The organism is Mesorhizobium sp. WSM4840 (assembly GCF_055811755.1).
In genome coordinates, this window is record NZ_JBVVQD010000010.1 from 73,144 (window position 1) to 98,365 (window position 25,222).

19 protein-coding genes and 1 pseudogene are annotated in these 25,222 nt (G+C 63.8%); 12 read left to right on the forward strand and 8 right to left on the reverse strand.

Annotated elements, in window-relative coordinates; translation table 11 throughout:
• Window positions 1-6: 6 nt before the first annotated feature.
• The 8 genes from AC0L3I_RS15515 to AC0L3I_RS15550 all read right to left on the reverse strand — a co-directional run bounded on the left by AC0L3I_RS15515 (window position 7) and on the right by AC0L3I_RS15550 (window position 9,317).
• Window positions 7-1,047: a 2-hydroxyacid dehydrogenase gene (locus tag AC0L3I_RS15515; protein ID WP_473527434.1), complete on the reverse strand. Its 1,041-nt coding sequence runs from the start codon at window positions 1,045-1,047 to the stop codon at window positions 7-9.
• Between the two features lie 10 nt (window positions 1,048-1,057).
• Complete coding sequence (locus AC0L3I_RS15520; RefSeq protein WP_473527435.1) at window positions 1,058-2,611, reverse strand: FGGY family carbohydrate kinase; 1,554 nt, start codon at window positions 2,609-2,611, stop codon at window positions 1,058-1,060.
• Window positions 2,611-3,735: an ABC transporter ATP-binding protein gene (locus tag AC0L3I_RS15525; protein WP_473527436.1), complete on the reverse strand. Its 1,125-nt coding sequence runs from the start codon at window positions 3,733-3,735 to the stop codon at window positions 2,611-2,613. Before AC0L3I_RS15525 ends, AC0L3I_RS15520 begins: the two co-directional genes overlap by 1 nt.
• The gene (locus tag AC0L3I_RS15530; protein ID WP_473527437.1) at window positions 3,732-4,850 is read right to left on the reverse strand and encodes an ABC transporter ATP-binding protein; all 1,119 of its coding nucleotides are present in this window, start codon (window positions 4,848-4,850) and stop codon (window positions 3,732-3,734) included. Before AC0L3I_RS15530 ends, AC0L3I_RS15525 begins: the two co-directional genes overlap by 4 nt.
• 5 nt (window positions 4,851-4,855) lie before the next feature.
• Window positions 4,856-5,713: a carbohydrate ABC transporter permease gene (locus AC0L3I_RS15535; RefSeq protein WP_095518160.1), complete on the reverse strand. Its 858-nt coding sequence runs from the start codon at window positions 5,711-5,713 to the stop codon at window positions 4,856-4,858.
• Between the two features lie 9 nt (window positions 5,714-5,722).
• Window positions 5,723-6,646, reverse strand: coding sequence for a carbohydrate ABC transporter permease (locus AC0L3I_RS15540; protein WP_077381507.1), 924 nt, complete (start codon window positions 6,644-6,646; stop codon window positions 5,723-5,725).
• A gap of 206 nt (window positions 6,647-6,852) precedes the next feature.
• Window positions 6,853-8,298, reverse strand: a complete 1,446-nt coding sequence (locus AC0L3I_RS15545) for an ABC transporter substrate-binding protein (protein ID WP_473527438.1) — start codon at window positions 8,296-8,298, stop codon at window positions 6,853-6,855.
• 44 nt (window positions 8,299-8,342) lie between these two features.
• Window positions 8,343-9,317, reverse strand: coding sequence for a sugar-binding transcriptional regulator (locus AC0L3I_RS15550; protein ID WP_473486058.1), 975 nt, complete (start codon window positions 9,315-9,317; stop codon window positions 8,343-8,345).
• Window positions 9,318-9,536: 219 nt separating this feature from the next.
• On the opposite strand from AC0L3I_RS15550, the gene AC0L3I_RS15555 reads away from it, so the two are divergent.
• The 12 genes and pseudogenes from AC0L3I_RS15555 to AC0L3I_RS15610 all read left to right on the forward strand — a co-directional run bounded on the left by AC0L3I_RS15555 (window position 9,537) and on the right by AC0L3I_RS15610 (window position 25,206).
• Window positions 9,537-10,595, forward strand: coding sequence for a substrate-binding domain-containing protein (locus AC0L3I_RS15555; protein ID WP_473527439.1), 1,059 nt, complete (start codon window positions 9,537-9,539; stop codon window positions 10,593-10,595).
• 37 nt (window positions 10,596-10,632) lie between these two features.
• A complete protein-coding gene (locus tag AC0L3I_RS15560; protein WP_473527440.1) occupies window positions 10,633-11,898 on the forward strand; it encodes an ABC transporter substrate-binding protein in 1,266 nt (421 codons plus the stop codon).
• 70 nt (window positions 11,899-11,968) lie between these two features.
• Window positions 11,969-12,814: a carbohydrate ABC transporter permease gene (locus AC0L3I_RS15565; protein WP_258119457.1), complete on the forward strand. Its 846-nt coding sequence runs from the start codon at window positions 11,969-11,971 to the stop codon at window positions 12,812-12,814.
• Window positions 12,811-13,654: pseudogene (locus AC0L3I_RS15570) on the forward strand (carbohydrate ABC transporter permease). Before AC0L3I_RS15565 ends, AC0L3I_RS15570 begins: the two are co-directional and overlap by 4 nt.
• A 21-nt stretch (window positions 13,655-13,675) precedes the next feature.
• Window positions 13,676-14,716, forward strand: a complete 1,041-nt coding sequence (locus tag AC0L3I_RS15575) for an ABC transporter ATP-binding protein (RefSeq protein ID WP_473527441.1) — start codon at window positions 13,676-13,678, stop codon at window positions 14,714-14,716.
• A gap of 60 nt (window positions 14,717-14,776) precedes the next feature.
• On the forward strand, window positions 14,777-16,057 hold the full coding sequence (locus tag AC0L3I_RS15580) for an amylo-alpha-1,6-glucosidase (RefSeq protein ID WP_473486064.1): 1,281 nt from the start codon (window positions 14,777-14,779) through the stop codon (window positions 16,055-16,057).
• A gap of 285 nt (window positions 16,058-16,342) precedes the next feature.
• Window positions 16,343-17,743, forward strand: a complete 1,401-nt coding sequence (locus AC0L3I_RS15585) for an SWIM zinc finger family protein (protein ID WP_473527442.1) — start codon at window positions 16,343-16,345, stop codon at window positions 17,741-17,743.
• Entirely contained in the window at window positions 17,740-19,185 is a 1,446-nt protein-coding gene (locus AC0L3I_RS15590) for a DUF5691 domain-containing protein (RefSeq protein ID WP_473527443.1), read from the forward strand. Before AC0L3I_RS15585 ends, AC0L3I_RS15590 begins: the two co-directional genes overlap by 4 nt.
• An 18-nt stretch (window positions 19,186-19,203) precedes the next feature.
• Window positions 19,204-20,283 carry an ATP-binding protein gene (locus AC0L3I_RS15595; protein WP_473527444.1) on the forward strand — a complete coding sequence of 360 codons (1,080 nt, stop codon included), beginning with the start codon at window positions 19,204-19,206 and terminating at the stop codon, window positions 20,281-20,283.
• Window positions 20,284-20,289: 6 nt separating this feature from the next.
• Entirely contained in the window at window positions 20,290-22,548 is a 2,259-nt protein-coding gene (locus AC0L3I_RS15600; RefSeq protein ID WP_473527445.1) for a DUF5682 family protein, read from the forward strand.
• Window positions 22,541-23,782, forward strand: a complete 1,242-nt coding sequence (locus AC0L3I_RS15605; protein WP_473527446.1) for a VWA domain-containing protein — start codon at window positions 22,541-22,543, stop codon at window positions 23,780-23,782. Before AC0L3I_RS15600 ends, AC0L3I_RS15605 begins: the two co-directional genes overlap by 8 nt.
• A gap of 5 nt (window positions 23,783-23,787) precedes the next feature.
• Window positions 23,788-25,206: an FAD-binding oxidoreductase gene (locus AC0L3I_RS15610; RefSeq protein WP_473527447.1), complete on the forward strand. Its 1,419-nt coding sequence runs from the start codon at window positions 23,788-23,790 to the stop codon at window positions 25,204-25,206.
• Window positions 25,207-25,222 lie beyond the last annotated feature (16 nt).

A 25,222-nucleotide genomic window follows, 5' to 3' on the forward strand; every position in this document is an offset into this window, starting at 1 on the left:
CGATCTTCAGCATGGGTTGACCGGTGGGAGCCCGGCGATGAAGCGGCGCACCTCTTCGGCCGCCTGCTCGGCGGCATAAGTCACCGTGCGCACCGATGCGCCGGCGATATGCGGCGTCAGCGTGACATTCGGAAGCTGCAGCAACGGCCAGTCGGAAGGCACCGGCTCGACCGCAAACGTCTCCAGCATCGCGCTGCCGATATGGCCTGAGACCAGCGCATCGTAAAGCGCGTCGTAGTCGACCAGCGGCCCGCGCGCGGTGTTGACGAAGATCACCCCCGGCTTCATCCGCGCGATGGTGTCCTTGTCGATCAGTCCGCGGGTCTCTTCGGTTACTCGGGAATGAAGCGTGACCACATCGGAGCGGGACAGGAGATCGTCGAGCGCGACCAGTTCAACGCCGGCAATGCGGTCTTCGGCGCTCAGTTGCACATAGGGGTCGGACACTAAAATTCGGCAGCCGAAGGCGCGCAAAAGGCGGACCAGTCGGGTGCCGATATTGCCGTAGCCGATGACGCCGACGGTCATTTCATTCAGCTCGCGGCCGGTACGGTCGGCGCGGTAGAGATCGCCGCGCCATTCCCCCTTGCGCAAGGCTTCGTGCCCGACCCGGATCAGCCGCGTCTCGGCAAGGATGGCGCCGATGGTGAACTCGGCCACAGCACTTGCATTGCGGCCGGGCACATTGACGACGGTGATGCCGTGGGCCCTGGCGGCGCCCATGTCGATGTTGATCGGGCCGCCGCGCGAGACCGCAACCAGTTTCAGCGTAGGCAGACGCTGCATCATGGTCTCGGAGAGCGGCGCAAGCTGGGTGACGAATATCTCGGCGTCGCCAATGAAATCGACCACCTCGTCCGGATCGCCAAAATACTCCTTCACCTTGTCGAGGCCGAGCGCCGCATTGCCGAATTCCATCGGCTCGTCGGGCCAGGCCGCCTCAAGGGTGCGAATGTCGAGATTGTCGCCGCAGGCGTTCTCGATTTTCTCGCGAAACACCTCGGGAAGCATGAAGCGGTCGCCAATGATTGCAATCTTCCTGCGCATGCTCGACTTCTCAGTTTGCCCTGGATGCGGCCATCGATCGCCAGACCGGCCGCAGCGCCTCATGCGCCAAAGTGTAGGACGGAACCGCCCGCTCATAGATCGCGGCAAGTTTTGGGTCGCTCGGCTCCGCCGCACCCAGCAGCGGCGTGACCCACTCGCCGACGCATTCGTCCATCGACTTGTATTGGCCGACGCAGACCGCAGCGATCATCGCGGCGCCCGCCGCACCGGCTTCCTCGCGTTCGCTGGTGCGAATGGCGGCGCCGACGACAGCACCCAGGATCTTGCGCAGAGCCGGACTTCTGGCCGCACCGCCGGTCAGCCGGATTTCGCTCGGCAGCGGCCCCATGGCGGCATAGCAATCGCGCGACGCGAAGGCCAGTCCCTCGAAAACGGCGCGGACCATGTCGGCATAACCGTGCCGCGACGAAATGCCGACGAAGCCGGCCCTGGCATTGGCATCGACGAACGGCCCCCGCTCGCCGGCCTCCGACACGTAGGGCTGATAGAGCAGCGATGCGGGCTCCGATGACGATATCCATTCATCGACCAGCGCGATCATCTCGCCATTGGTGCGCGTAATGCCTTGCGAAGCGAGAATGCCGGAGGCCAGACCCAGAACCCAATCGATGTTGAGCGTAGCCGCCATGTTCGACTGCATTTGCGCAAAGACGCCGGGCGCCGGCATCGTCATCGTGTAGCCGGTCGCCGCCTCGTTGAGCAGCACCTCGTCCGGCGTCTGCGCAAGCCGCATATGCATGCCGGTGGAGCCGATGATGGAGCAGCCGGGCTTGCGCGCGCGGTCGAGCAGGCCGGCGCCGAGCGCGGTGCAGGCCACGTCGACATAGGCCAGCACCACCGGCGTACCGGAAAGCAGCCCGGTCGCTTCGGCAGCCGCCGCCGACAAGCCCGCGCTATGCCTGGTGCCGTCGACGATCGGCGGCAGCAGATGCCTGAGGTCGGTGACGCCGAGCACCTCAAGCACCTCGTCGCAATAGTCACGGGTGCGGAAGTCGCCGAAGGTGAAGGTGCCCTCCGACGGATCGGTGGCGCGTTCGCCGGTCAGCTTGAAATAGAGCCAGTCCTTGCAATGGAATGCCGTCGCGGCGCCGGCAAGCCTGTCGGGCGCGCTGCGCTTCATGAAGGCAAGCTGCGGCCCCTGCTGACAGGCGGCGAGCCCGCTGCCGGTCTTTTCGAAACGAAGCCGGTCATCGGGCCGCGCACGGATCTCCTCGACGATCGCGGCAGCGCGCGCATCGAGCCACAGCCAGCCTTTGGCGACCGGTTCACCGTCCTTGTCGATCAGCCAGGTGCCATCGCCCTGTCCGGTCACGGCGATCGCGATGGTGCGGCTGGCGAGGTTCGGAACCTTGTCGGCAAGTTCGCGCAGGGTGGTCGCGGTATCGGCCCAGGTGCGCGCCAGATCCTGCTCGGCACCGCCGCCCGGCAAGGTCTCATACCGGTTCGGCACCGCCGCAGCCGCGAGCTGCCGGCCCGCCGTGTCGAAGGCGACGGATTTGATGACAGACGTGCCGGCGTCGATGCCGATCAGCACATCCCGCATCAGGCGAGCTCCATGCCGTGCGAAATGGCCATGCCGCTGGACTGATCGAAGACGTGCAGGTTTTTCGGATCGATGCTGATATTGATCGGCGCGCCAAGCTCCAGGCGGGTTCGGTCGTGCTCGACCAGGACCAGCGAACCGCCGGCGAAATCCGCCGCGATATGCGTCTGGTCGCCGAGCCATTGGTTGGCCGAAACCGTGGCCGGCACGCCGTCCTTCGAGCGGCGAACAGCATAGGGCCTGATGCCGATGACGACCCGCTGCCGTTTGAGCAATTCGTCGCGAACCGAGCCGCTGAACGCGTCCTTGTCATAATCGAGCGAAAGTCCGTCGGGCAGTCGCAGATTGATCTTGTCGGCAGCCGTGCCGACATAGGCTTCGAAGACATTCATCGGCGGCTCGCCGACAAAGGTGCCGGTGAACAGGTTGGCCGGCCGCTGCTTGAGCATGTCGGGCGTGTCGAACTGCTGCAACACGCCGCCTTCCATCACCGCGATCCGGTCGGCAAGCGCGTTGGCCTCGGTCTGGTCGTGGGTGACCAGGATCGCGGTCAGGCCGCGCTCCTTGATGAAGTGCTTGATACGGCCGCGCAGCACGGCGCGAAGCTGCGGTTCGAGCTGGCCCATCGGTTCGTCCAGCAGATGCAGGTCGGCCTCGCGGATCAGCGCCCGGCCGAGGCTGGCGCGCTGCTGCTGGCCGCCGGAGATGGAACTCGGATAGCGCTCAAGAACGTCCTCGATTTCGAGCAGCTTGGCGATGCTGGCAACTTTCGCATCGACGTCACTTTTCCGCAGCTTGGCCGCCTTCAGCGCAAACGCCATGTTCTCGCGCACGGTCAGCGGCGGATAGAGCGAATAGCCCTCGAACGCCATCGCCACATTGCGCTTGACCGGCGGCAGCGCATGCACCTTGCGGCCGGCGACCGAGATGGTGCCGCGCGAGACCTCCTCGAAGCCGGCGATCATGCGCAATGTCGAGGTCTTGCCGCAGCCGGACGAGCCGAGCAGTGCGACGATCTCGCCTTTGTCAATTTCGATCGTCAGGTTCTGGACGGCGTGCACGCCCCTGTCGATCGGGCCGTAGAACTTGTCGACGCCTGAGATGGCGAGTGCGCTCTGGCTCATGCCGCTTCTCCGCTGCGCAGATTGACCACGTTGCTGGCGCCGATGCGATCGCCGCTGGCATGATCGAACAGCAGCGCACTTTTGCCGTCGACGGCAATGTGGGCCCTGCCCTCGGTTTGACCCGGTGTTCCGGCCGGCCGGGAGACGAGGATTTCGCGGCCGCGCACGGTGCGCACCAGTGTGACGATCTTTTCGTTGAGCGGCGTCTCCGCCTCGACGGTCACCGGTATGGCAACGGGCGTGCCTTCGTCGACGAAGCGCAGCGCTTCGGGCCGCAAGCCGATCACGCAATCGCGGCCGACCGTCGCGTCATAGGCGCCCGTCAGATGGACCTGAACATTCGACAGGCCGACATAGATGCCCTTGGCATCGCGCGACGGCTTGACGTCGAGCAGGTTGATCGTCGGATCGCCGAACAGCCGCGCGATCTCGATGTTGGCCGGCTCGCGATAGATCTGCTCGGGCGTGCCGAGCTGCTTGATGACACCTTGCGACATCACCGCGATGCGGTCGCCGAGCGCCATGGCCTCCTTGTAGTCCTGGGTGACGTAGACGACGGTCGCGCCACGGTCGGCCAGCAGCCTCGGCAGTTCGAGCCGCATCTCGAAGCGCAGCTTGGCATCGACGTTGCGCAAGGGGTCGTCGAGCAGGAGCACCGGCGGCGCGCCGACCAGAGCGCGGGCGAGTGCGGTGCGCTGCTTCTGGCCGTTGGACAGCGCCCGTGGCTTATGGCTGAGCACGTGGCCGATCTTCAGCAGCTTGGCAACGCTCTCGACGCCCGACTTCATCGCACTTTGCGACGATCGCTTGGCCTGAAGCGGTGTCGCAATGTTGTCGAAGGCGGTCATGTGCGGAAACAGCGCGAAATTCTGGAACGCCATGCCGACGCCGCGGAACTCGGCGTCAAGGTCGGTCATGTCCTCGCCGCCGATAAGTATCTTTCCTTCATCGGGGTCGATGACGCCGGCTATGAGCCGCAGCAGCACCGTCTTGCCGGCGCCGGACGGTCCGAACAGGACCAGGGTTTCGCCATCGGCGACGCTCAGCGACAGATTGTCGAGCACAGTCTGGCTCTTGTAGCGTTTGACGACATTTCGCAATTCAAGGCTGGCCATCGGAGCTATCCTTTCACCGCGCCGAGCGACAGGCCTTCGACGAGATAGCGCTGCGCGTAAAGCGCAAGCGCCAGCGTCGGGGTGATCGACAGCACGATCGCTGCCGAGATCTGGCCGTACTGGATGCCGGAGGAGGTGATGAAGGCGAGCGCGCCGACTGTCACCGGCTGCTTGTCGGCCGAGGCGAGCACGAGGGCGAAAACGAAATTGTTCCAGGCGAAGATGAAGGCGAGCAGGCCGGCCGCCGCAATGCCGGGGCCGGCGAGCGGTAGCGCGATCTTGCGGAAGGTGGCGAACCAGGAATGGCCGGCAATGCGATAGGCATATTCGATATCGGCCGGGATGTCCTCGAAATAGCCGCGCACGATCCACAGGATCAGCGGCAGGCAGATCAGCTGATAGACCCAGATCAGCCCGATATAGGTGTTGGCCAGTCCAAGTTTCTGGAAATAGAGGGTCAGCGGCAGCAGCACCAGCAGCGCCGGCGCGAACCGGAACGACAGCAGCGTGAAGGCAATGTCCTCCGACCCGCGGAACTTGTGCCGGGCAAAGGCGTAAGCGGCGGGAACGCCGAGCAGCAGCGCGACGGCGACCGAGGTGACCGACAGGAACACCGAATTCCAGAGGTTGCGCATGAAGGCGATGTCGAGCGTGCCGGCTGCCGTCGTCAGCTTTCCGGTGATCAGTGCGGTGTAGTTGGCCAGCGTCGGCTTGAAGACAAGCTGCGGCGGAATCCGCAGGATGGTCTCGTTGGTCTGGAAGGACATCATGAGGATCCAGACGATGGGGAACATGAAGAAGATCACGACCAGCGTCAGCGCTATGCCGCGCAGGATGCGTTCGAGAAGCGAGGTGTGTTCCATCTCAGCCTCCTATGCCTGGCCGCGAGCGCGTTCGCGCAGCCGCAGCCAGTTCTTGATGAAGATGTTCGAGAGGAAATAGGTGATCGCCCACAGGATGATCATCAGCGCCGCCGAGCGGCCGACATTGGTCGACTGGAAGAAGTTGAGGTAGGCCTCGACCTGGAAGACAGTCAGCGTATCGCCCGGACCGCCCTGGGTCATGGCATAGATGATGTCGAACTGCTGGATGGAATCCAGCAGACGGAACAGAGTCGCCGTCAGGATGTAGGGTGTCAGCATCGGCAAGGTGATGCGGAAGAACACGAAACTCCGCGGCACGCCGTCAAGTGCTGCCGCCTCGAAGGGCTGCGTCGGCAGGCTGCGCAGGCCGGCAAGCAGCAGGATCATGATGAAGGGCGTGTAGACCCAGATATCAACAAGGACCACCGTGAAAAGCGCGGTCGACGGCGACGAGGCCCAGCGGAAATCCTGCAGTCCGATCAGGCTGGCGAGATAGCTCAGCACGCCAAAGCCGGGATTGGTCATCAGCTTCCACATCAGCGCGGCAAGCGCCGGCGCCGTCATCAGCGGCATCAACAGCATGATCGAGATGAAGTTGTTTAGCGTCGAGCGCTTCTGCAGCAGCATGGCGATGCCGAGACCGAGAAGCAGTTCGAGCAGCACGGTGATGCCGGCATAGAGCAGCGATATCTCCAGCGTGTTCCAGAACCTCGGGTCCGTGAAAAACGAGATATAGTTGTCGCCCCAGTTGAACTGCCGCGCCCAGGGCTGGCTCAGCCGGTAGCGCTGGAACGAATAGACGACCGATGTGAAGAACGGGATCAGGATGCCGATGCAGACGAGCAAGGCCGGCAGGCTGAGGACATAGGGCAGCACTTTCTTGCTGATCCTGAAGCCGGAAGGCCTGTTTCTTTGCATTGTCGCCGCAGTCATCGTTGCTCACCCGTCATCTCTGTTGCTTCGCCCTGCCGGCCGCCCAGGGAGCTAGGCGGCCGGTTGGGCGAGTGGCGGCACCGCCAGTGTTTGAGCATCGGATTTTCCCAAAACCGGTCTCCACTTTTGGGTCTGATGCTCCAGGCGCCGCTTCGCAGTGGAATGGCCGGCTGGCCCGCAGAAGCGGGTCAGCCGGCCGCCAGGACTCAGCCGAGCCCGGCTTCCTTGAGCTGGCCGTCGACGCTGGTGGCCAGCATGTCGAGGCCTTCGTCGATCGGCACTTCCTTGGCCACCATCTTCTGCAGCGTCGCCGCCCATTCGGTGGTGAGATCGAAGAACAGCGGCTGCGGGGTGAACTTGATGCTGGCGCCGGGCGCCGAAATGTCGAACATCTCGACATAGCCCGGATAGCTCTTGTTCAGCCTCTCGCGGAACATCTGGTCGTTCCAGACCGACTGACGGACCGGATTGACGAAGTCCATCTTGGTCGCACCGAACAGTGCATGCTCGGGCCCGGATGCCCATTGCATGAAGTACCAGGTGGCGTCCTTGTCCTTCGAGAAATTGGACATCGACAGCGACCAGATCCAGATGTTGGGCGTCGGCGCCTTGGCGGCGGGATTGGCCTTGAAGGCTGAAAAGGCGAGCTTGCCGGCCATCTTGTTGTCGCCGCCATTCATGAAGTAGCCGAGGATGTCGGCGTCGTAGATCATCGCCGAGGCGCCGGCGCCGAGATCGGTGCCGACCTGATACCAGGTGTAGGTCGACCAGTCCTTGGGGCCGCTCTCCTGGATCATCTGGACCCACTGTTTGTGGAATGCCTTGGATTCGGCGGTGTTCATCGCGGCCGACAATTTGCCGTCGGCCGAGACATTCAGGTCCTTCTGGTCAAAATTGGCGTAAGCCGACAGGAAGCCGGGATGGATCGTCGCCCAGGAGCGCGAGCCGCGCACGCCGATGCCGTAGACGCCGCCACCGACATCCTTGGTGAGCTTGGCCGCCGTAGCGACCATCTCGTCCATATTGCCGGGAACGCTGACGCCGACCTTGTCGAACATACCCTTGTTGTAGGTGATGTTGTTCTGTTCGAAGCCCCACGGAATGCACCACTGCTTGGCGTCGTCGGAACCGAGCACGCCGCCAGGCTGACCGTTCCAGGCGCAGGACTTCCTGACACCGGGCAGGAAGTCGTCCCAGGCATAGTTCACGTTGGTCTTGGTCGGATCCTTGATCCACTCGTTAAGGTCGGTGATCCAGCCGGCCGGGCCATAGGTCCAGGTCATGTAGGCGCCGGTCATGAAGGCATCGTATTCAGGCGAGCTGGCCGACAGCGCAGCGGTGACCTTGTCGAAATAGACATCCTCCGGGAAGACGTCGTAGACGACTTCCATGCCGGTCAACTTTTTGAAGTTTTCAAGGTTGGCGATCATCGCATCCGCGTAAGGATGCTTGTTGAGCAAGAGCTTGATGGTCTTGCCCTTGTGCGCCTGCCAGTCGAAGTCCGCCGCCAGCGCACGGGTCTGCCCCAGATTGAGCAGCGTGCCGGCCGTGCCAGCGGCAAGGCCCATCGCGCCAAGACCCTTGATCAGCCCACGACGATCAACTTGTCCGCGCAGGAACGCATCGATCAGGTCTTTTTCTTTCTCATGCATGTGTCTTCTCCTCCACAGGGTAGTTTCAATCGAATGGCTGCCGGCTACCCGACCGGCGTCTGCTCCACGAGTGATCGCGCCGTCCGCTCATCGGTGACCAAGCCCTTGAGATAGCGGCCCTCCAACACCGATTTAATGGCACGAACCTTCACCTTGCCGCCGGCAACGGCGACAATCCTGCGATTGCTGATGTCTTCGCGCGCCAGCGCCAGCGCCCGGTTGGAAAGCGTCGTCTCGACCGCCTTTCCAGCATCGTCGAAGAAATGGCCGAGCAGTTCGCCGACGCCGCCCTTTCGGCGGATCTCTTCCATTTCGCCCTTTTCGATCATGCCGGTGGCGACCAGCGACGCCTCGCGCTCGGCGGTGCCGATGCCGGCAATGAGCAGGTCGGCGGCCTTGCCGAGATCGAAGACCTCACTGATGCCCTTCTGCCCGAGCAGCACGGTTCGATCCTCGACCGTGTTGGCGAACATCGGCACCGGCATCACATAGGCTTCCGCGCCGGTCCGTTCGGCCAGGCGGTGAATGACGTCGTGCGGATTGGCCGAGAACTTGCGCGTCAGGCCGCCAAGCAGTGAGACGAAGCGGGTCTTTTCGGCAGATATGCGCGGCAGATATTCGACGCAGGCGGCTAGCGTGCGGCCATGACCGACGCCAATCAGCGTGTCCTCGCCGCGTTCGATCTCACGCTTGAGGAACTGCGCGCCAGCGATGCCGAGCGCCTTGAGCGGCAGGTCTTCGCCATCGAAGTCAGGAACGACCTCGCAATAGTTGAGACCGTAGCGGCTGGACAATTCGTCCTCAAGCGCGACGCACTCCGACACTTCGCCGTCGATATAGACTTTGACCAGCCCTTCCTGATTGGCCTTGGTGATGAGGCGATGCGCCTTGAGGCTGGTCAGGCCAAGCCGCTTGGCGACCTCCGACTGGGTCAGGCCGCCAGCATAATGAAGCCAGGCGGCGCGCGTCGCCATACTGGTTTCATCGTCGCGCAGGAGGCCGTTTCCAAAACCAACCATTTCCGCCCTAAGATATTTTTATCAGTTGATGCAAAATTTTTCACAAGGTGTCGTCGGAGTCAAGCGCCACGTGGTTCAAATCACGCTAAGCGGGCCAAAAACAGGGTTCGGCCCGTTGTAAAGCCATCGACACCTCATTGGCTCGGCCGGGATTTAAAACGTTTGCAATCTGACCGAAACCCATTACAAACGCTTCAAACACTTTGTTCGGGAGGATCGGTGCCGGCCCGCGTCACCACGCTCAAGGAACTTGCCGCGCAGCTCGACCTGTCGATCACCACGGTGTCGCGGGCGCTTGCCGGCCATCAGCAGATCGCCTTGAAGACGCGCGAGCGCGTCACTGAAGCCGCGCGCCAGGCCGGTTACGTGCCCAACACGGCAGCCCGCACGCTGGTCTCAGGCCGCAGCGGCTTTGTCGGCATGGTGCTGCCGATCCGCGGCCCCAATCTGGTCGATTCCTTCCTTGGCGAATTCGTCACCGGGCTTGGCGAAGGGCTGGTTTCGCATGGCACCGACCTGATCCTCGCCGCCGCGGCGCAAGGCCAGTCGGAACTTTCCGTGCTTCGCCATGTTGTCGAATCCGGACGCGCCGATGGCGTCGTCGTCACCCGCATCGCCGAGGTCGACGAACGGCTCGCCTATCTGCGCCAGCGCAATTTCCCATTCGTCGCCCATGGCCGGCTGCTCGACACCGACTTCGCCTACAACTGGCTAGACACCGATGGCGCGCACGCCTTCGGTGAAGCCTTCGACATGCTCTACGATCTCGGGCACCGCCATTTCGGCCTGGTGACGATCGCCGAGCCGATGACGTTTCGCCATCTGCGGCAAGACGGGCTCGCCGCAGCGATCGCGCGCCGAGGCGATCCGTCGGTCAGGCTCGATGTAGCGACGGCGCCGCGCTTCGATCGCGGCGCCCGCATCCAGGCCATCAACCGGCTGCTGCATGCTGACGAGCGGCCGACGGCTATCGTCGCGCTGTTCGACGAGTTGGCGCTCAGCGTCATGGAAGAGGCCGCCCGCGCCGGCCTGGTCATCCCTCGCGACCTTTCCGTCATCGGCTTCGACAACATCGCCGCCTCGGCCTATGCGCCGCCCGGCCTCACCACATTCGATGCCTCGATCCGCCAATGCGCGCGCGAGATCGGCGAGATGCTGTTGACCGTCATCGGCGACAAGTCCGCCGCGCCGCTGACACGGCTGATCCGGCCGACATTGGTTTCGCGGGCAAGCCATGGCCCGGCACCCATAGGACCGGCACCCACAGGACAAAACTGACGCTGGGGCGGCGCATAAACCAGGGAGGAAGACCACGATGAATGTGTTGAAGACATTGGCCGGCGCCGCACTCGCGCTGTCGATCGCGATCGGCGGCGCGCAGGCCCAGGTGCTGTTCTGGTCGACGCAGGCGCGGCCTGTGGAGGAGACGCAGAAAATCCGCAGCGAAGTGCTGAAGTCGTTTGACGGCCAGGTCGACTACCAAGTCGCCGAGGACGGGCCCTGGCTCACCCGCCTCCAGGCCGAGCTGCAGGCCGGCTCCGGCACCATCGGCGTGCTCGGCGGCCTGCATGGCGACTTCTCCACGGTCGGCGCGAACCTTGTCGATCTGTCCGGCGTCGATATCGGCGGCGTCAAGCTCAACGAGGCCTACAAGAAGCTCGGCATGCTCGGCACAAGCGAACAGAAATATCTGCCGTGGATGCAGGCCACCTTCCTGATGGCGGCCAACAAGCAGGCGCTGCAATATCTGCCGGCCGGCGCCGATCTCAACAAAATCACCTATGACCAGCTGATCGAATGGTCGAAGAACATCGCCGAGAAGACCGGCTCGCCGAAATTCGGCTTCCCGGCCGGACCGAAGGGGCTGAAGCACCGTTTCTTCGAGGGTTTTCTCTATCCGTCCTACACCGGCTCGATGGTGACCAAGTTCCGCTCGGCGGAGGCCGAGACCGCGTGGAACAAGTTCAAGGAATTGTGGCAGTACACCAACCCGAATTCGACCAATTATGCCTTCATGCAGGAGCCGCTGCTCACCGGCGAAGTGTGGGTGGCGTTCGACCACGTGGCGCGGCTTGCCGATGCGTTCAACCAGAGGCCCGACGAGTTCGTCGCCTTCCCGGCGCCAGCCGGCCCGGCGGGTCGCGGCTACATGCCGGTGGTCGCCGGCGTCGCCATTCCGAAGACCTCGCCGGACATGGACAAGGCCAAGGCGCTGGTTGCCTACATGCTGAAGCCGGAAACGCAGATCGCGACGCTCAAGGCCACCAACTTCTTCCCCGTGGTCGACGTAAATCTGCCCGACGACATGCCGGCCTCGGTGAAAGCCTTCGGCCCGGTGATCGCCACCATGACCGGTGCGCCGGATGCGCTGCCGGCATTGCTGCCGATGGGACTCGGCGATCTCGGCGGCAAGTTCAACCAGGTCTATGTCGACAGTTTCGAGCGTATCGTGCTCGGTGGCCAGGATGTGCGTGGCGTGATCGAGGAACAGGCGACGGCGCTGAAGGCCCTCATCGACCAAGCCAAGGCACCGTGCTGGGCACCCGATAAGCCGTCCGAAGGCGCCTGCCCGGTCGACTAGAATCCTCCCGAGGGGCGTCCGGAACCTGTTGCGTTCCGGGCGCCAGCCGCACCACGCCAAAGGACATGCCATGCACGGCAAGGCCCTGCCCTATCTGCTGCTGATGCCGGCGACGCTGTTCCTTTGCGTCTTCTTCCTCTACCCGTTCGCGCTGGTCGCCTTTGAGGCTTTCACCCGTGACGGCGGCTTCACGCTGGACAATTTTCGAACCATGACCGGCAACTGGAAATTCCCGGTCGCCTTCTGGAACACCATCCTGCTCGCAGCCATCGTCGTGCCGATCCAACTGGTTATGGCGCTGTTGATGGCTACGGTCGTGTCCAGGCTTGAAACCGGGCGGGGTGCGGCGCTCTACATCTTCGCCATTCCGCTCGGCATCTCCGATCTCGCCGCCGGGCTGATCTGGCTCGCCATTTTCGACCAGTCCGGCTTCCTCAACACTCTGCTGTCGAACCTCGGCCTCGTCGACAGGCCCGTCATGTTCCTCGGCTACCAGAGCAAGCTGACCATCTTCGTCGCAGTGATACTGGCCGAGATCTGGCGCGCGACTGCGATCATGATGGTCATCCTGGTCGCTGGCATGGGGCTCATCCCCCGGGAGTATCACGAGGCGGCCGAGGTCTTTGGCGCGAGCCCGTGGAAGCGCTTCGTCAAGATCACGCTGCCCTTGCTGCGCCCCAGCCTGCAGACGGCGATCATCCTGCGCGTCATCCTCGCCTTCGAGGTTTTCGCCGTGGTGGCGGCGCTCGGCGGCACCAATTTGCCGGTATTGATGGGTGAGACCTACAACTGGCAGTTCTCGCTGCAGGACCGCAACGTTGCCGCCGCCTTCGCCCTGCTCATCCTCGCCATCTCGGTCGGGCTCACGCTGTTCTTCCTGCGGGTGCTGCGGGTGCCGAAGGAAGCGCGCATATGAGCGCCGTCGCAGAGATGCCAATCGCCGCGCCCGCGACCAGCCAGGCCGGCAACTGGCTGCTGGTCGCCACCGTCATCCTGCTTTCGGTCTGGGTGCTGCTGCCGATCTATCTCCTGATAGTCAATGCCTTGTCGTCGCCGGAAGAGGTTACTGCCTTTCCGAAACGCTTCTTTCCCTTCCTTCGATTTCGGCAGCCTGTCTTTCTTCATCAATTTCGCCGGCGTCGGCAGGGCGCTGTGGAACTCGGTCCTGGTAGCCACGCTGACGATGATCCTCTCGATCGGGTTCGGCGCGCCCGCCGGCTACGCGCTGTCGCGCTTCGATTTTCCGGGCAAGGGCACGTTCCGCTTCCTGGTGCTAATGACCCGCGCCTTTCCACTGCCGCTGCTGGCGCTGCCGCTTGCGGTGATGTTCATCCGCACCGGTCTCGACGACACCGCCATCGGGCTGGCGCTGGTCCACACCACGCTGGCGCTACCCTTCGCGGTGCTGATAACCTTTTCGCTGTTCTCAGGCATTCCGATAGAGCTCGAGGAAGCGGCGTGGACGCTCGGCTGCACCCGTCTGCAGGCGTTTCGCAAGGTCATCCTGCCGCTGGCACTGCCCGGCATCGCGGCCTCGGCGGTCTTTGCCTTCACCATCTCCTGGAACGAGGTGTTTGCCGCCGCCGTGCTCACCATAGAGAACCGGACGCTGACCGCCTTCCTGCTGCAGAGCCTCGGCGAGTCGCCGCTCTACCTCAAATTCGCCGGTGGGGCGGCACTGGTCATCCCGGCGCTGATCTTCATTTTCGCCGTCCGCAAATACCTGTTCGCCATGTGGGGGATCGCCAACCGATGACGCGCGATAGGGAGAAAGCCGATGGCTGAGATCGCCATAAAACAAGTGGCCAAACGCTTCGGCGGCTTCACCGCGCTGCATTCGATAGACCTCACCATTACCGACCAGGAGTTCATGGTGCTGCTCGGCGCCTCGGGCTGCGGCAAGACGACATTGCTCAGGATCGTCGCCGGATTGGAAACGCCGAGCCAAGGCGAGGTCTGGATCGGCGGCCGTCGCGTCGATCATCTGCCGCCGCGCGACCGCGGCATCGCCATGGTGTTCCAGAATTATGCGGTCTTTCCGCATTTGACAGTGTTCGAAAACATCGCTTTCGGCCTGCGCATGAAGAGATTGCCGCAGCAAGAGGTAGAACGCCGCGTCACCCGCACCGCCGAGCTCATGCATATCGAACAATTGCTGAAACGCTATTCGGGCCAGCTTTCCGGCGGCCAGCGCCAGCGTGTGGCGGTGGCCCGCGCGCTCGCCATGGAGCCCGACGTCATCCTGATGGATGAGCCGCTGTCCAATCTCGACGCGCTGCTCAGGCTCGAAATGCGCGCCGAACTCAAGGGTGTGCTCGCCGCGTCCAAGACCACCACCATCTATGTCACTCACGATCAGGTCGAGGCGATGAGCCTCGCCGACCGCATCGCCGTCATGCATCAGGGCCACATCGTCCAGGCCGCCTCGCCGGTCGAGGTCTATCGCAATCCGGCCGCACGCTTCGTCGGTTCCTTCATCGGCAATCCGCCGATGAATTTCATCCCCGCGACGAAGACTGCGAACGGCAGTTGGACCGTCGCCGGCCTGACGCTGCCCGGCCCCAAATCGGACAAGCACAAAATTGAATTCGCCATTCGCCCCGAAGATGTCGACGCAGGTGACGAGGGGCTGCATGCCACCGTGCGCGTCGTCGAGCCGCTCGGTCCGCACACGCTGGTCACCTGCGATGTCGAGGGTGGGCTGTTTCGCGCCATCCTCGAATCGGATGCCGCGATCGCCGTCGGCGACCACCTGCGACTTGCGCCCAAAGCCGATCGCATCCGCTGGTTCGATCCTGAAACCACCAACGCCCTTTGATCCCGCCAACGCCCTTCAATCGCGCCAACGCCCTTCAATCCTGAAAGTACGAACGCTTCAATGATCTCTCTTGCCGTCAACGAAACCATCGCCCGTGCCGTCGAGGTGCTCAGGGAAAACGACCACGGCGACTATACCATCCCGACCAAGGGCCTCTATCCGTTCCAGTGGAACTGGGATTCCTGCCTGACCGCGCTCGGTCTTGCCCACTATGACGAGGCGCGCGCCTGGACCGAGATCGAGACGCTGTTCGCCCATCAATGGCCGGACGGCATGGTGCCGCATATCGTCTTCCATATCCTGAACGACAGCTATTTCCCCGGACCGGAGGTCTGGAGGACCAATCGCCCGACTGCCACCTCCGGCATCACCCAGCCGGCGGTGGCGGGCTTTGCCGTTCGCCGCCTGTTCGACCGGGCCAGGGACAAGAAACTGGCCGCCGAGCGCGCCCGCGCGCTGCTGCCGAAGATCGACGCCTGGCATCGCTGGTTCTACGAAAACCGCGATCCAAGAGACGAAGGACTGGTCGCCATTATCCATCCATGGGAGTCCGGCCGCGACAATTCCATCGACTGGGACCATGCCTTCGAGCGCGTGCCGACCGAAGGCGTCGAGCCCTATACGCGCCGCGACACCTTGCATGCCGACCCGGCGCACCGGCCGACCAAGGCGCAATATGACCGCTACCTCTGGCTGCTGCAGCATTTTCGCGCACTTGGCTGGGACAATGCAAAGCTGCACGATGCCTCACCCTTCCAGATCGTCGATCCCGGCTTCAACGCCATCCTGATCCGCTCAGCGGCCGACCTTGCCGATCTCGCCGAGACGCTTGGCGAAATGGAGATCGCCGACGCTAACCGCAGCCGCGCCCAAAAAGGGCTTTCGGCGATGGAGCGGCTGTGGAGCGATACCTACGGCCAATATCTCTGCCTCGACCGCGTCGCCGGAAAGCTCGTCGACAGCGCCTCCGTCGGAGGCATCCTGCCGGTCTTCTCGGCCATCCCGAAACCCCGTATCGCTGCAATCGCCGCCACCATCGAGCGTATCGCCGGCAAGGCAGGCTACATCGTCCCGTCGCACGACCTCGATGATCCGCGCTTCGACGCCAAGCGCTATTGGCGCGGGCCGGTCTGGCTGGTGGTCAACTACATGATCGCCGACGGCCTTGGCGCTGCCGGCTATGCTGATGTCGCCCGGCATATCACCCAGTCCAGCCTCGACCTCATCGCCGATAGCGGCTTTGCCGAATATTACGACCCGCTCAGCGGCGAACCGCTCGGCGGCGGCCGTTTCACCTGGACGGCGGCAATGGTGATCGAGTTCCTGAAGAGCAGAGGCTGACGCCCCTCTTTGCTTCAGGCGACCCCACCTGAACGGGCCGCCAAGGCCTGCCCCGTCCACTGAGCGCACAACTGGGCTTCCGACGCCAAACGCAGCGTTTTGCTGGAAATGCTCTGCCCGCCGAATGACGGCGGACCTCGCTTGCGGATCAGGCGGATTCGGGCACATTAGGAGAATAGGGGCCGAGACGTATCAATCTTCGCTTCACGAGAGCTACAATAATTCTTCACAAACGGCTATCTATCCTGGCGACAGGGGTTTGGTTCGAGTCACGAGGGGCGCGGCTTGGAATTCGATTTGAAGACCATTGAGGCGCTTGCTCCCGATCAGGCGTCGCTGAGCGCCGCCTCCAAGCTGACCAAGCGATCGAACTGGCCGCGGCTCGAAAAGAATGAGCAGCAGGCGCTCATCTGGGGTGAATGCCAGGGCTCCGGCTCCAATCCATATCGGGTGGTGGTCGACACGGGCGATCACGGCTACAAATGCACCTGCCCGTCGCGAAAATTCCCGTGCAAGCACACGCTGGCCCTGATGTGGATTGCCGCCACCGCACCAGCCAGTTTTGCCGCGGCCGAATCCTCGCCGGAATGGGTGAATGACTGGCTTGGCAGGCGCAGGAAGACGACGCCAGCGCCAGCGCAGTCGATACAAGGTGCGGCAGCCAAAAGCATCGATGACGCCGCACGGACGGACGAAAACGCCGCCGTCGAAGACGTTGCGGCGGTGGAGCGTCGCGAGGCAGCGCAGCGCAAGCGGGCGGAAGACACACGACAAGCAGTGTCGGCGGCGCTCGATGAACTCGATCAATGGATCGCCGATCAGTTGCGGCTTGGTCTTTCCGGGTTTGTCGACGGCAGCAGCGACCGTTGCCGCCGGATTGCCGCGCGGCTGGTCGACATGAAGGCGACCGCGCTTGCCGGTCGCATCGACGAGATCCCATCGCGGCTGATGGCGCTGCGCGGCGAGGAAAAACCGGATGCGGCGATCCGCGAGCTCGGCAAGCTTGTGCTGCTGGCCAAGGCGTGGCGGGCGGCGCCGGATGATCCCGAATTGAAGCGCCTCGTATCGACATCGGAAACCCGCGAACAGGTTCTAGCCAGTCCCGATGCAAGACAGGTCGAAAGCTTCTGGGAGGTTCTGGGCGAGAAGATCGAGAGCCGCCGTGACGGTCTCGTCAGCCATTCGACCTGGCTGCTCGATCTGAAGAGCACTACCCCGCAATTTGCCGTGCTGCTCGATTATTTTCCGGCTTCTGCCGGACGCCGGTCCAACGCTTTTGCTCCGGGTGATCGTTTCGATGCCCGGCTGGTCTTCTATCCAGCCCGCAAACCGCTGCGTGCACTGGTGGCGGAACGCATGGGTGAAGTGATGTCCGGCGCATGGCCTGATTTCAGCTTTGGCGACGCAAAGGACCCACTCGCCACGCATGCTTCCTATCAGGATGCTGCGCCTTGGATTACCGATTGTCCTCTCATGCTGCCGCCTGGTGCGATCCTGGTCGACGACCGCGGCACAGGCTGGTGGCAGGCCGCGGATGATCCGCAAGGGATCGCCTTGCCGATCGCAGGCGCTGTCAATCAAACATTGCTCGGCCTCGACCTTGTGGCCACGGCAGCGCTCTGGGATGGCGCCCGGCTTGACCTTCTGGCGGCTCAAAGCGGATTCGGGAGGCTTGACCTGTCGTGAACGAGGGCGAGCAAACAGGCCTGGCGACAATGCGCGATTGCTGGATCACCGGCGGTGCCACCTTCGATTTGGCTCCGACAGCCTGGAAGACAATCGCCGGCGGTGCAAGTGCCGACGAGCAGGAGCGCCGGCTCCTGGCAATCGCAGCACAGGCGCTTGATGTCGCCCTGCGGCCTGCGGCGCCGAAGACGCTCAAGCGCCGGCCGCCGCTGCCCAGGCTTGCGCCCCCTATGCTGCCGGAGCGATTGCGGCCGCTGTTGAGAGCCGCTCTGAAACACGCCGTCGACGCGAGACGCAAGACGCGCGTGGTGACGCTTGTCGCCAGCCGCGGCTTTGTGCTTCATCCGATGGACTGGATGCCCGTCGCGTCGGATCAGAACAGTCCGGACGTCTACGCTCCCTGGATCGACTGGCAAGCAAGCCTGGACGGGGAGAAACATGCCCCGCAAGAGAAACTGACGGCGAAAAATTGGGATGAGTTCTATCCTGCCGCGCGACGCATCGCGCTGGCAGACATGCGCCGCAGTGAACCGGCTTCGGCTCGAATACTGGTCGAGGCCAAGGCATCGGGCGAGCCCGCCGAGGTCAGGCTTGCGCTCATTGAGCTCATGCGCTTCGGCCTGAATCCTGAGGACGCGCCGTTCCTTAAAAGCCTCTCCGCCGACAGGTCCGGCAAGGTGCGTGAACTGGCTGGCCGGCTGCTGGCAAGGCTGGGGGAGCACGGCCGTTCAAACGATGGCGGACCGGATGATCCCGCAGCTGAACTCGCCGCTTTCATCAGCGAAGGCAAATCCGGCTTCATCCGCCGCCGCAGCATCTACACGCCGGCGAAGTTGAAATCGCCGGCGCAGGAAAAGCGTCGCGCCGAATTGTTCGAGACCTGCAATCTGGTCGACCTGGCCGCGCGGTTCAGTGCTACCGAACCTGAGTTCATAGGAGCCTGGCAATTCGGCGCCGACAACAACGCTGACATCCTGATCGCACGAATGGTCGCCGCTTCGGGGAGCGACGCCGCGGTGACGCATATGACGGACGCACTTGTCGCCGATGGCGGCAAGCCAGCGCTGTTCGTACTGCACCTCACGCCGCGCCTGGACAGTCGCAGAAAACGAGCCCTCGTCCGGCTGATCCTCAAGCAAACGAATTACCTCAACGCGATCAATCTGGCGGAAGGCATTGATGCTGGCTGGCTGGAATGGGACGATCTTTCGAATGGGTCGGCTCTTGCGGCGCTGCGTTCCGCCGTAGCGGGAAACGACGACGCCATGCGCCGGGGCGCCGACGATATACTGGAAACGATCGGCTTCCTTGCCACAGCGACCACAGCGGCAAAATTGATCGACGAGGTCGTCGCAGCCGGCATGCCGCCCGCAGCCCCATCACTCAGTGTCCTGCGTCTCAACGCGGCGCTGGCCGAACATCAATCTAAAACCGACACATGATCAATCCGGAGAATTCATATGAACGCTGCCATCCGTCTCCCGGTCGAGCAGGCCTATGCCTCTGAATTGCAGGCGCTAGCGCGCGGTGACGACAGGCAAAAGCCTGCCGGCTGGAGCCTCTCGCCACAAGCTGTGCTGACGTATCTGCTGGGCGGGAAGGCCGGTGACGGCACGCCGGTAACGCCAAAATATGTCGGTCGCCGCCGACTGATGGAGACCGCGGTGGCAACGCTCGCCACCGACCGCGCATTGTTGCTGCTCGGCGTTCCCGGAACGGCCAAATCCTGGGTGTCGGAACATCTGGCCGCCGCCATCATGGGCGACTCGACGCTGATCGTGCAGTGCACGGCCGGCACCGACGAGAACCAGATCCGCTATGGCTGGAACTATGCACAACTTCTGGCAAAGGGCCCGAGCCAGGAAGCATTGGTGCCGACGCCGCTCTACCGCGCCATGCAGACCGGCAAGCTCTGCCGACTCGAGGAACTGACGCGCATGGGCTCGGATGTGCAGGACACGCTGATCACCGTACTTTCCGAAAAGATGATGCCGATCCCGGAATTGAACACATCAATCTATGCCCAGCGCGGCTTCAACATCATCGCCACGGCAAACAACCGGGACAAAGGTGTGAATGAACTCTCCTCGGCACTCAAGCGTCGCTTCAATGTCGTGGTGCTGCCATTGCCGGAAGACATGGCTGAAGAGGTGGCGATCGTCTCCAAGCGAGTCGATGAGATGGCCGGCGGGCTCGACCTGCCGGTGCCGAAAAATGTCGGCGAGGAGATAGCCCGGGTATTGACCATCTTCCGTGAATTGCGGGCCGGTGCGACCGCCGACGGCAAGGTGACGCTGAAGACGCCCTCGGGCTCGCTGTCGACCGCCGAGGCGATCGCCACGATGGTTGGCGGGCTGAGCCAGGCGGCGTGGTTCGACAGCGGCAAGCTCTGCGCCGAAGGTCTCGCCGCCAGCCTTGTCGGCGCGATCGTGAAAGACCCGGTTCAGGACAAGGCAGTGCTTGAGGAATATCTGGAAACAGTGCTCAAGAAGCGGCCTGACTATGCCGGCTACTATGCGGCCTTGAACGCAGCGATCTGACGCGCCATGGGGCACAGCGACGTCGCCTATTTCGGCATACGCCATCACGGGCCGGGTTCCGCCGACAGCCTTGTGCAGGCATTGCAAGATTTGCAGCCGGTCGCCGTGCTGATCGAGGGGCCGATCGATGCCTCCGCGCTACTGCCGTTGCTGGCCCGCCCGGAGATGCAGCCGCCTGTAGCACTGCTTTGCTATCCGGAGGAGGAACCGGCTTCGACAAGCTTCTGGCCATTCGCCGAGTTCTCGCCGGAATATCAGGCGGTCCTTTGGGCCGTGGACAACAAGGCGGCGTTGCGCTTCATCGACCTGCCGTCGTCGGCGCGCTTCTCGGAAGCGGCGGTCGACGGCGCGGAAAAAGTCGATGCCGGCGAAGCGAAGGAATCAAGCGAGCGTGATGATGTGGATCCGCATCGGCGTGATCCGATAGGCACGCTGGCCCGCGCCGCCGGCTATGAGGATGGCGAAAGCTGGTGGTCGGACATCATCGAGCAGAATCCGGAACCAGGCCCGATATTCGCCGCCATCTCCGACGCGATGATGACGCTGAGGGATGGTGAAGCCTCGATCGCGCAGTTCGAGGCCCAGCGCGAAGCGCATATGCGGCTCGAAATCGCTGCGGCGCGCAAAGAATTCGACGGAACTATCGCCGTCGTCTGCGGGGCGTGGCATGTGCCGGCACTGCAGGCGACACACACGCAGAAAAACGATCGAGCCCTGCTTAAGGGGATTGCAAGGCGCAAGAGCACGATGACATGGGCGCCGTGGACGGGACCGCGTCTGGCGCTGGGCTACGGCTATGGCGCGGGCGTCGTCGCACCCGGCTGGTGCAAGCATCTCTGGCGCACGCGCGGCCGGCGCGATGCAGCAACCTTGTGGCTTGCAATGATTGCAGCGGTGCTGCGGGTGAAGGGTCACCTGGTCTCGACCGCTTCGCTGATCGAGGCCGAGCGGCTCGCCCGGACGCTCGCCGCAATTCGCGAGCGGCCGAAACCCGGGTTTGAGGAATTGCGCGACGCCGCAATTGCGGCTCTGTTCAATGGCGAAGCGTTGCTGTGGGCCCTGGTCGAGGCCGAGCTGCTTCTAGGTGCGGACGTCGGCGAAATTCCACCCGACACGCCGTTGGCGCCGTTGATCGAGGATCTGCAGCGCAACCAGAAGGCGGCGCGGCTGAAACCTGAAGCGCTGGAGCGGGAACTATCCGTCGACCTGCGAAGCGACAGCGGGCTGTTTCGTTCGACATTGCTGCATCGGCTGAACGTGCTTGGTGTGCATTGGGGCAAGTTGACGGACGCCGGTCGCAGCCGTGGCACCTTCCGCGAGCGATGGACCTTGGCCTGGGAGCCGGAATATGCCGTTCGCCTGGTGGAGAACCTGATCTACGGGCCGACCATCGAAAAGGCTGCCAACGGCCGCCTGATCCAGATGATCGAAGCGGCGGCGACCCTCGATACGCTTGCGGCACTGGTCCAGGGTGCCATCACGGCAGGCCTGTCGGAAGCAGCGACGGCCGGTCTCGCGGCCCTGGAGGCGCGCGCGGCGCGCAGCAGCGAATGCCTGGAGATTCTGGCCTCGGTGCCGCCGCTCGCCGACATCATCCGCTACGGCGAGGCCCGCAAAACGGAGACGAACCGGCTTTCCGGCCTCATGGAGCGGCTGATCGTCGAAGGTGCGATCGCGCTTCCCTACGCTGCACGCGATCTGGATGAGCAGGCCGCCGCGACATTGGCAAGCGCGATGCGCAAGGCCGATGAGGCGATCAGACTGGTCGAGCCCGGGGAAGACGTGCTGAACGGATGGCGCAACGGGCTGGCTGCCGTGCTGGAGGGGTCGCGGGCGACGGCGCTGCTGGCCGGATGCGCCGCGCACCCGCTCTACGAGGCCGGCCGCCTGTCCGCCGAAGCCGCAGCCGGGCTGCTCGGGCGACGCCTGTCGCCGGGCACGCCGGTCGCCGAGGCGGCAGGGTTCTTCGAGGGCTTCTTCAGCACAGCCGGTCAACGGCTGATCTATGACGAAGGTCTGCGCGGCGCGGTCGATTCCTGGCTCAAATCTCTCGACGAAGATGCTTTCATCGCGCACCTGCCGTTGCTGCGCCGCGTCTTTTCCAATCTGGACAGCATGGAGCGCCGGCGGCTGATCGAAGCGGTTCTCGGCCGCGCCGCGCGCTTGCCGGCTGGCCTGACGCCGACGCCGGATGGCGGCGAGGCATGGCGCCGACACCTGGAACGGCTTGGACCATTGCTCATGGGAGGAAACGGCAATGGATGACGAGGGCGAAATGAACGGGCCCGGCCCACTCACTGCAGATGCCGGAGGGGAGCGCCGCTGGCGCCTGGCGATCGGCGCCGATGACGAGGCGTCGGCGGCACTTTCCAGCGACGACAAACGACTTTCGGCGGCACTCGATGCTCTCTACGGCGATGGTGCCAGCGCGGCGGCCAGTGACCCGCGCAAGCGGCGTGGCGGGCTTGGCCGCTCGGCACCGCGCGTTGCGCAATGGATGGGCGACATTCGCTCCTTCTTTCCCGCGCAGGTCGTTCAGATTGTCCAGAAGGACGCTTTCGAACGACTGGACCTGAAGCAGATGCTGATGGAGCCGGAGTTCCTCAAGGCGATCGAGGCGGACGTCAACCTGGTCGCCGACCTGATTTCGCTCCGCTCGGTCATGCCGGCCAAGACCAAGGACATCGCCCGCACGATCATCGCCGACATCGTCGCCAAGCTGATGCAGAAGCTGGAGCAGAAGACCGCCGAGGCGATACGCGGCGCGATCGACCGATCGAAGCGCACCAACCGTCCGCGTGCGCGCGATATCGACTGGCAGCGCACCATCTCGGCGAACCTTCGCCACTACCAGCCCGAGCACAAAACTATCGTGCCGGAGAAGCTGGTTGGTTTCATGCGCAAGCAGCGCCGGCTGGTCGATCTTGACGAAGTCGTTCTCTGCGTCGACCAGTCCGGCTCGATGGCAAGCTCGGTCGTCTACGCCTCGATCTTCGCGGCGGTGATGGCCTCGCTGCCGGTCGTGCGCACCAAGCTCGTCTGTTTCGATACGGCCATCGTCGACCTTACCGAAGAACTCAGCGATCCCGTCGAAGTGCTGTTCGGCGTGCAGCTTGGCGGCGGCACCGATATCAACCAGGCCGTCGCCTATTGCGCCGACCGTATCGAGCGGCCAACCAAGTCGCATCTGGTGCTGATCACCGACCTCTACGAAGGCGGCAATGGCCAGGAGTTGCTGCGGCGGCTGGCGGCGCTGGTTCGATCCGGCGTCAATGTCGTCGTGCTTCTGGCACTGACCGACCAAGGCCGGCCCGGCTACGATCCGGCAATGGCAGGTTCGGTTGCCGCACTTGGCATTCCGGTCTTCGCCTGCACGCCGGATTTGTTTCCGGACATGATGGCGGCGGAATTGCGCCGGGAAGATATCGGCGCCTGGGCGGCGGGAGCCGACATCAAGTTGGTTCGCGCCGAGGCCGAAGCGCCTAGGGCGAACGAGTGAGCCCCATGTCACAGAAGGTTGCCGAGCTCCTGTCGCGGCTGGAAAAACGGCTGGACAGATCAGCGATCGTTTCGGCCGACGAGGCCGGACCGCGTTACAGGGAAGATCCCGACGGCAAGACCGGCGCACTGCCGGAGTTCGTGCTGCGTCCGCGCAAGACCGGCGAGGTGTCGGACATACTGCGCCTGTGCAACGAGGTGGGGCAGAGGCTTGTCGTCCAGGGTGGCCGAACCGGGCTTGCCGGTGCGGCTCGCATCCAGCCCGGCGAAGCGGTGCTGTCGCTGGAGCGCATGACGGCGATCGAGACCCCCGACCGCGAGGCGGTGACGATCGTCGCCGAGGCCGGCGCGCCGCTGCAGATGGTGCAGGACGCGGCCGATGCGGCCGGCTTGCTGTTCGGCGTCGACATCGGCGCGCGCGGCACGGCCACGGTCGGCGGCAATGTCGCCACCAATGCCGGCGGTATCCGCGTGCTGCGCTACGGCATGTACCGCGCACAGGTGCTCGGCCTGGAGGCAGTGCTTGCCGACGGAAGCATCCTGACGTCGCTCAAGGGCTTGCCCAAGGACAATTCCGGCTATGATCTCAACCAGCTCTTCGTCGGCAGCGAAGGTACGCTCGGCGTCGTCACGCGCGCCTGCCTGCGCCTGCACCCGAAGCCGGCCACCGAGATCAACGCCTTCTGTGCGCTTGCGTCGCTCGATGCGGCGATCGCGCTGCTCGGGCTGCTCAGGCAAAAGCTCGGACCGTTGCTCTCGGCCTACGAGGTGAATTTCGCGCCGCTCTATGGCGCCATGGTCGCCGGCATGGATGCGCCTGCGCCGCTGCCCGTCGGCTCGCCCGTCTATGTGCTCGCCGAGATACAGGGCAGCGAGCCCGACCGCGACGGTGAACGTTTTGCCGCTGTGCTGATGCAGGCGGTCGAGGACGGTGTGATCGACGACGTGGTGGTCTCGCAGTCGCCGCGCGAATTCCGCGCGCTGTGGGCGGTGCGAGAGGACGCCAATCGTTTCCTGTTTTCGATAAAAGGCCTGGTCGGCGTCGATATCAGCATCCCGCTGGCGAGGATGGGCACTTTCCTGCGGGAAGCGGAAGCTGCGGTCCAGGCCGTTGACCGCAATGCCGACATCTACGTCTTCGGCCATCTCGGCGATAGCAATCTGCACTATCAGGTGCGCACCGTGGATCCGGCGGCCGCATACGACATCGTCTATCGGGGCGTCGCTGCGGCTGGCGGCGGCGTCTCGGCCGAGCATGGCATCGGCCTCGACAAGAAGGAATGGTTGCACCTCGTGCGCAGCGATGCCGAGATCGCGGCCATGCGGCGCTTGAAGGCGGCTTTCGATCCGAACAATATTCTCAATGCCGGGCGGGTCTTCGACCTCGCGCCGGCGGCTAGCATACGTGACGTGCCGCCCCAATGAGGCTGGAGATCGAAGG

Excerpts from the sequence above, each read along its gene's own strand:
- AC0L3I_RS15575 (WP_473527441.1), top strand. The coding sequence starts at position 13,676 with ATGGCTGAGATCGCCATAAAACAAGTGGCCAAACGCTTCGGCGGCTTC.
- AC0L3I_RS15595 (WP_473527444.1), top strand. The coding sequence starts at position 19,204 with ATGAACGCTGCCATCCGTCTCCCGGTCGAGCAGGCCTATGCCTCTGAA.
- AC0L3I_RS15565 (WP_258119457.1), top strand. The coding sequence starts at position 11,969 with ATGCACGGCAAGGCCCTGCCCTATCTGCTGCTGATGCCGGCGACGCTG.
- AC0L3I_RS15580 (WP_473486064.1), top strand. The coding sequence starts at position 14,777 with ATGATCTCTCTTGCCGTCAACGAAACCATCGCCCGTGCCGTCGAGGTG.
- AC0L3I_RS15515 (WP_473527434.1), bottom strand. The coding sequence starts at position 1,047 with ATGCGCAGGAAGATTGCAATCATTGGCGACCGCTTCATGCTTCCCGAG.
- AC0L3I_RS15600 (WP_473527445.1), top strand. The coding sequence starts at position 20,290 with ATGGGGCACAGCGACGTCGCCTATTTCGGCATACGCCATCACGGGCCG.
- AC0L3I_RS15545 (WP_473527438.1), bottom strand. The coding sequence starts at position 8,298 with ATGCATGAGAAAGAAAAAGACCTGATCGATGCGTTCCTGCGCGGACAA.
- AC0L3I_RS15525 (WP_473527436.1), bottom strand. The coding sequence starts at position 3,735 with ATGAGCCAGAGCGCACTCGCCATCTCAGGCGTCGACAAGTTCTACGGC.
- AC0L3I_RS15520 (WP_473527435.1), bottom strand. The coding sequence starts at position 2,611 with ATGCGGGATGTGCTGATCGGCATCGACGCCGGCACGTCTGTCATCAAA.
- AC0L3I_RS15550 (WP_473486058.1), bottom strand. The coding sequence starts at position 9,317 with ATGGTTGGTTTTGGAAACGGCCTCCTGCGCGACGATGAAACCAGTATG.
- AC0L3I_RS15610 (WP_473527447.1), top strand. The coding sequence starts at position 23,788 with ATGTCACAGAAGGTTGCCGAGCTCCTGTCGCGGCTGGAAAAACGGCTG.
- AC0L3I_RS15605 (WP_473527446.1), top strand. The coding sequence starts at position 22,541 with ATGGATGACGAGGGCGAAATGAACGGGCCCGGCCCACTCACTGCAGAT.
- AC0L3I_RS15540 (WP_077381507.1), bottom strand. The coding sequence starts at position 6,646 with ATGACTGCGGCGACAATGCAAAGAAACAGGCCTTCCGGCTTCAGGATC.
- AC0L3I_RS15560 (WP_473527440.1), top strand. The coding sequence starts at position 10,633 with ATGAATGTGTTGAAGACATTGGCCGGCGCCGCACTCGCGCTGTCGATC.
- AC0L3I_RS15535 (WP_095518160.1), bottom strand. The coding sequence starts at position 5,713 with ATGGAACACACCTCGCTTCTCGAACGCATCCTGCGCGGCATAGCGCTG.
- AC0L3I_RS15530 (WP_473527437.1), bottom strand. The coding sequence starts at position 4,850 with ATGGCCAGCCTTGAATTGCGAAATGTCGTCAAACGCTACAAGAGCCAG.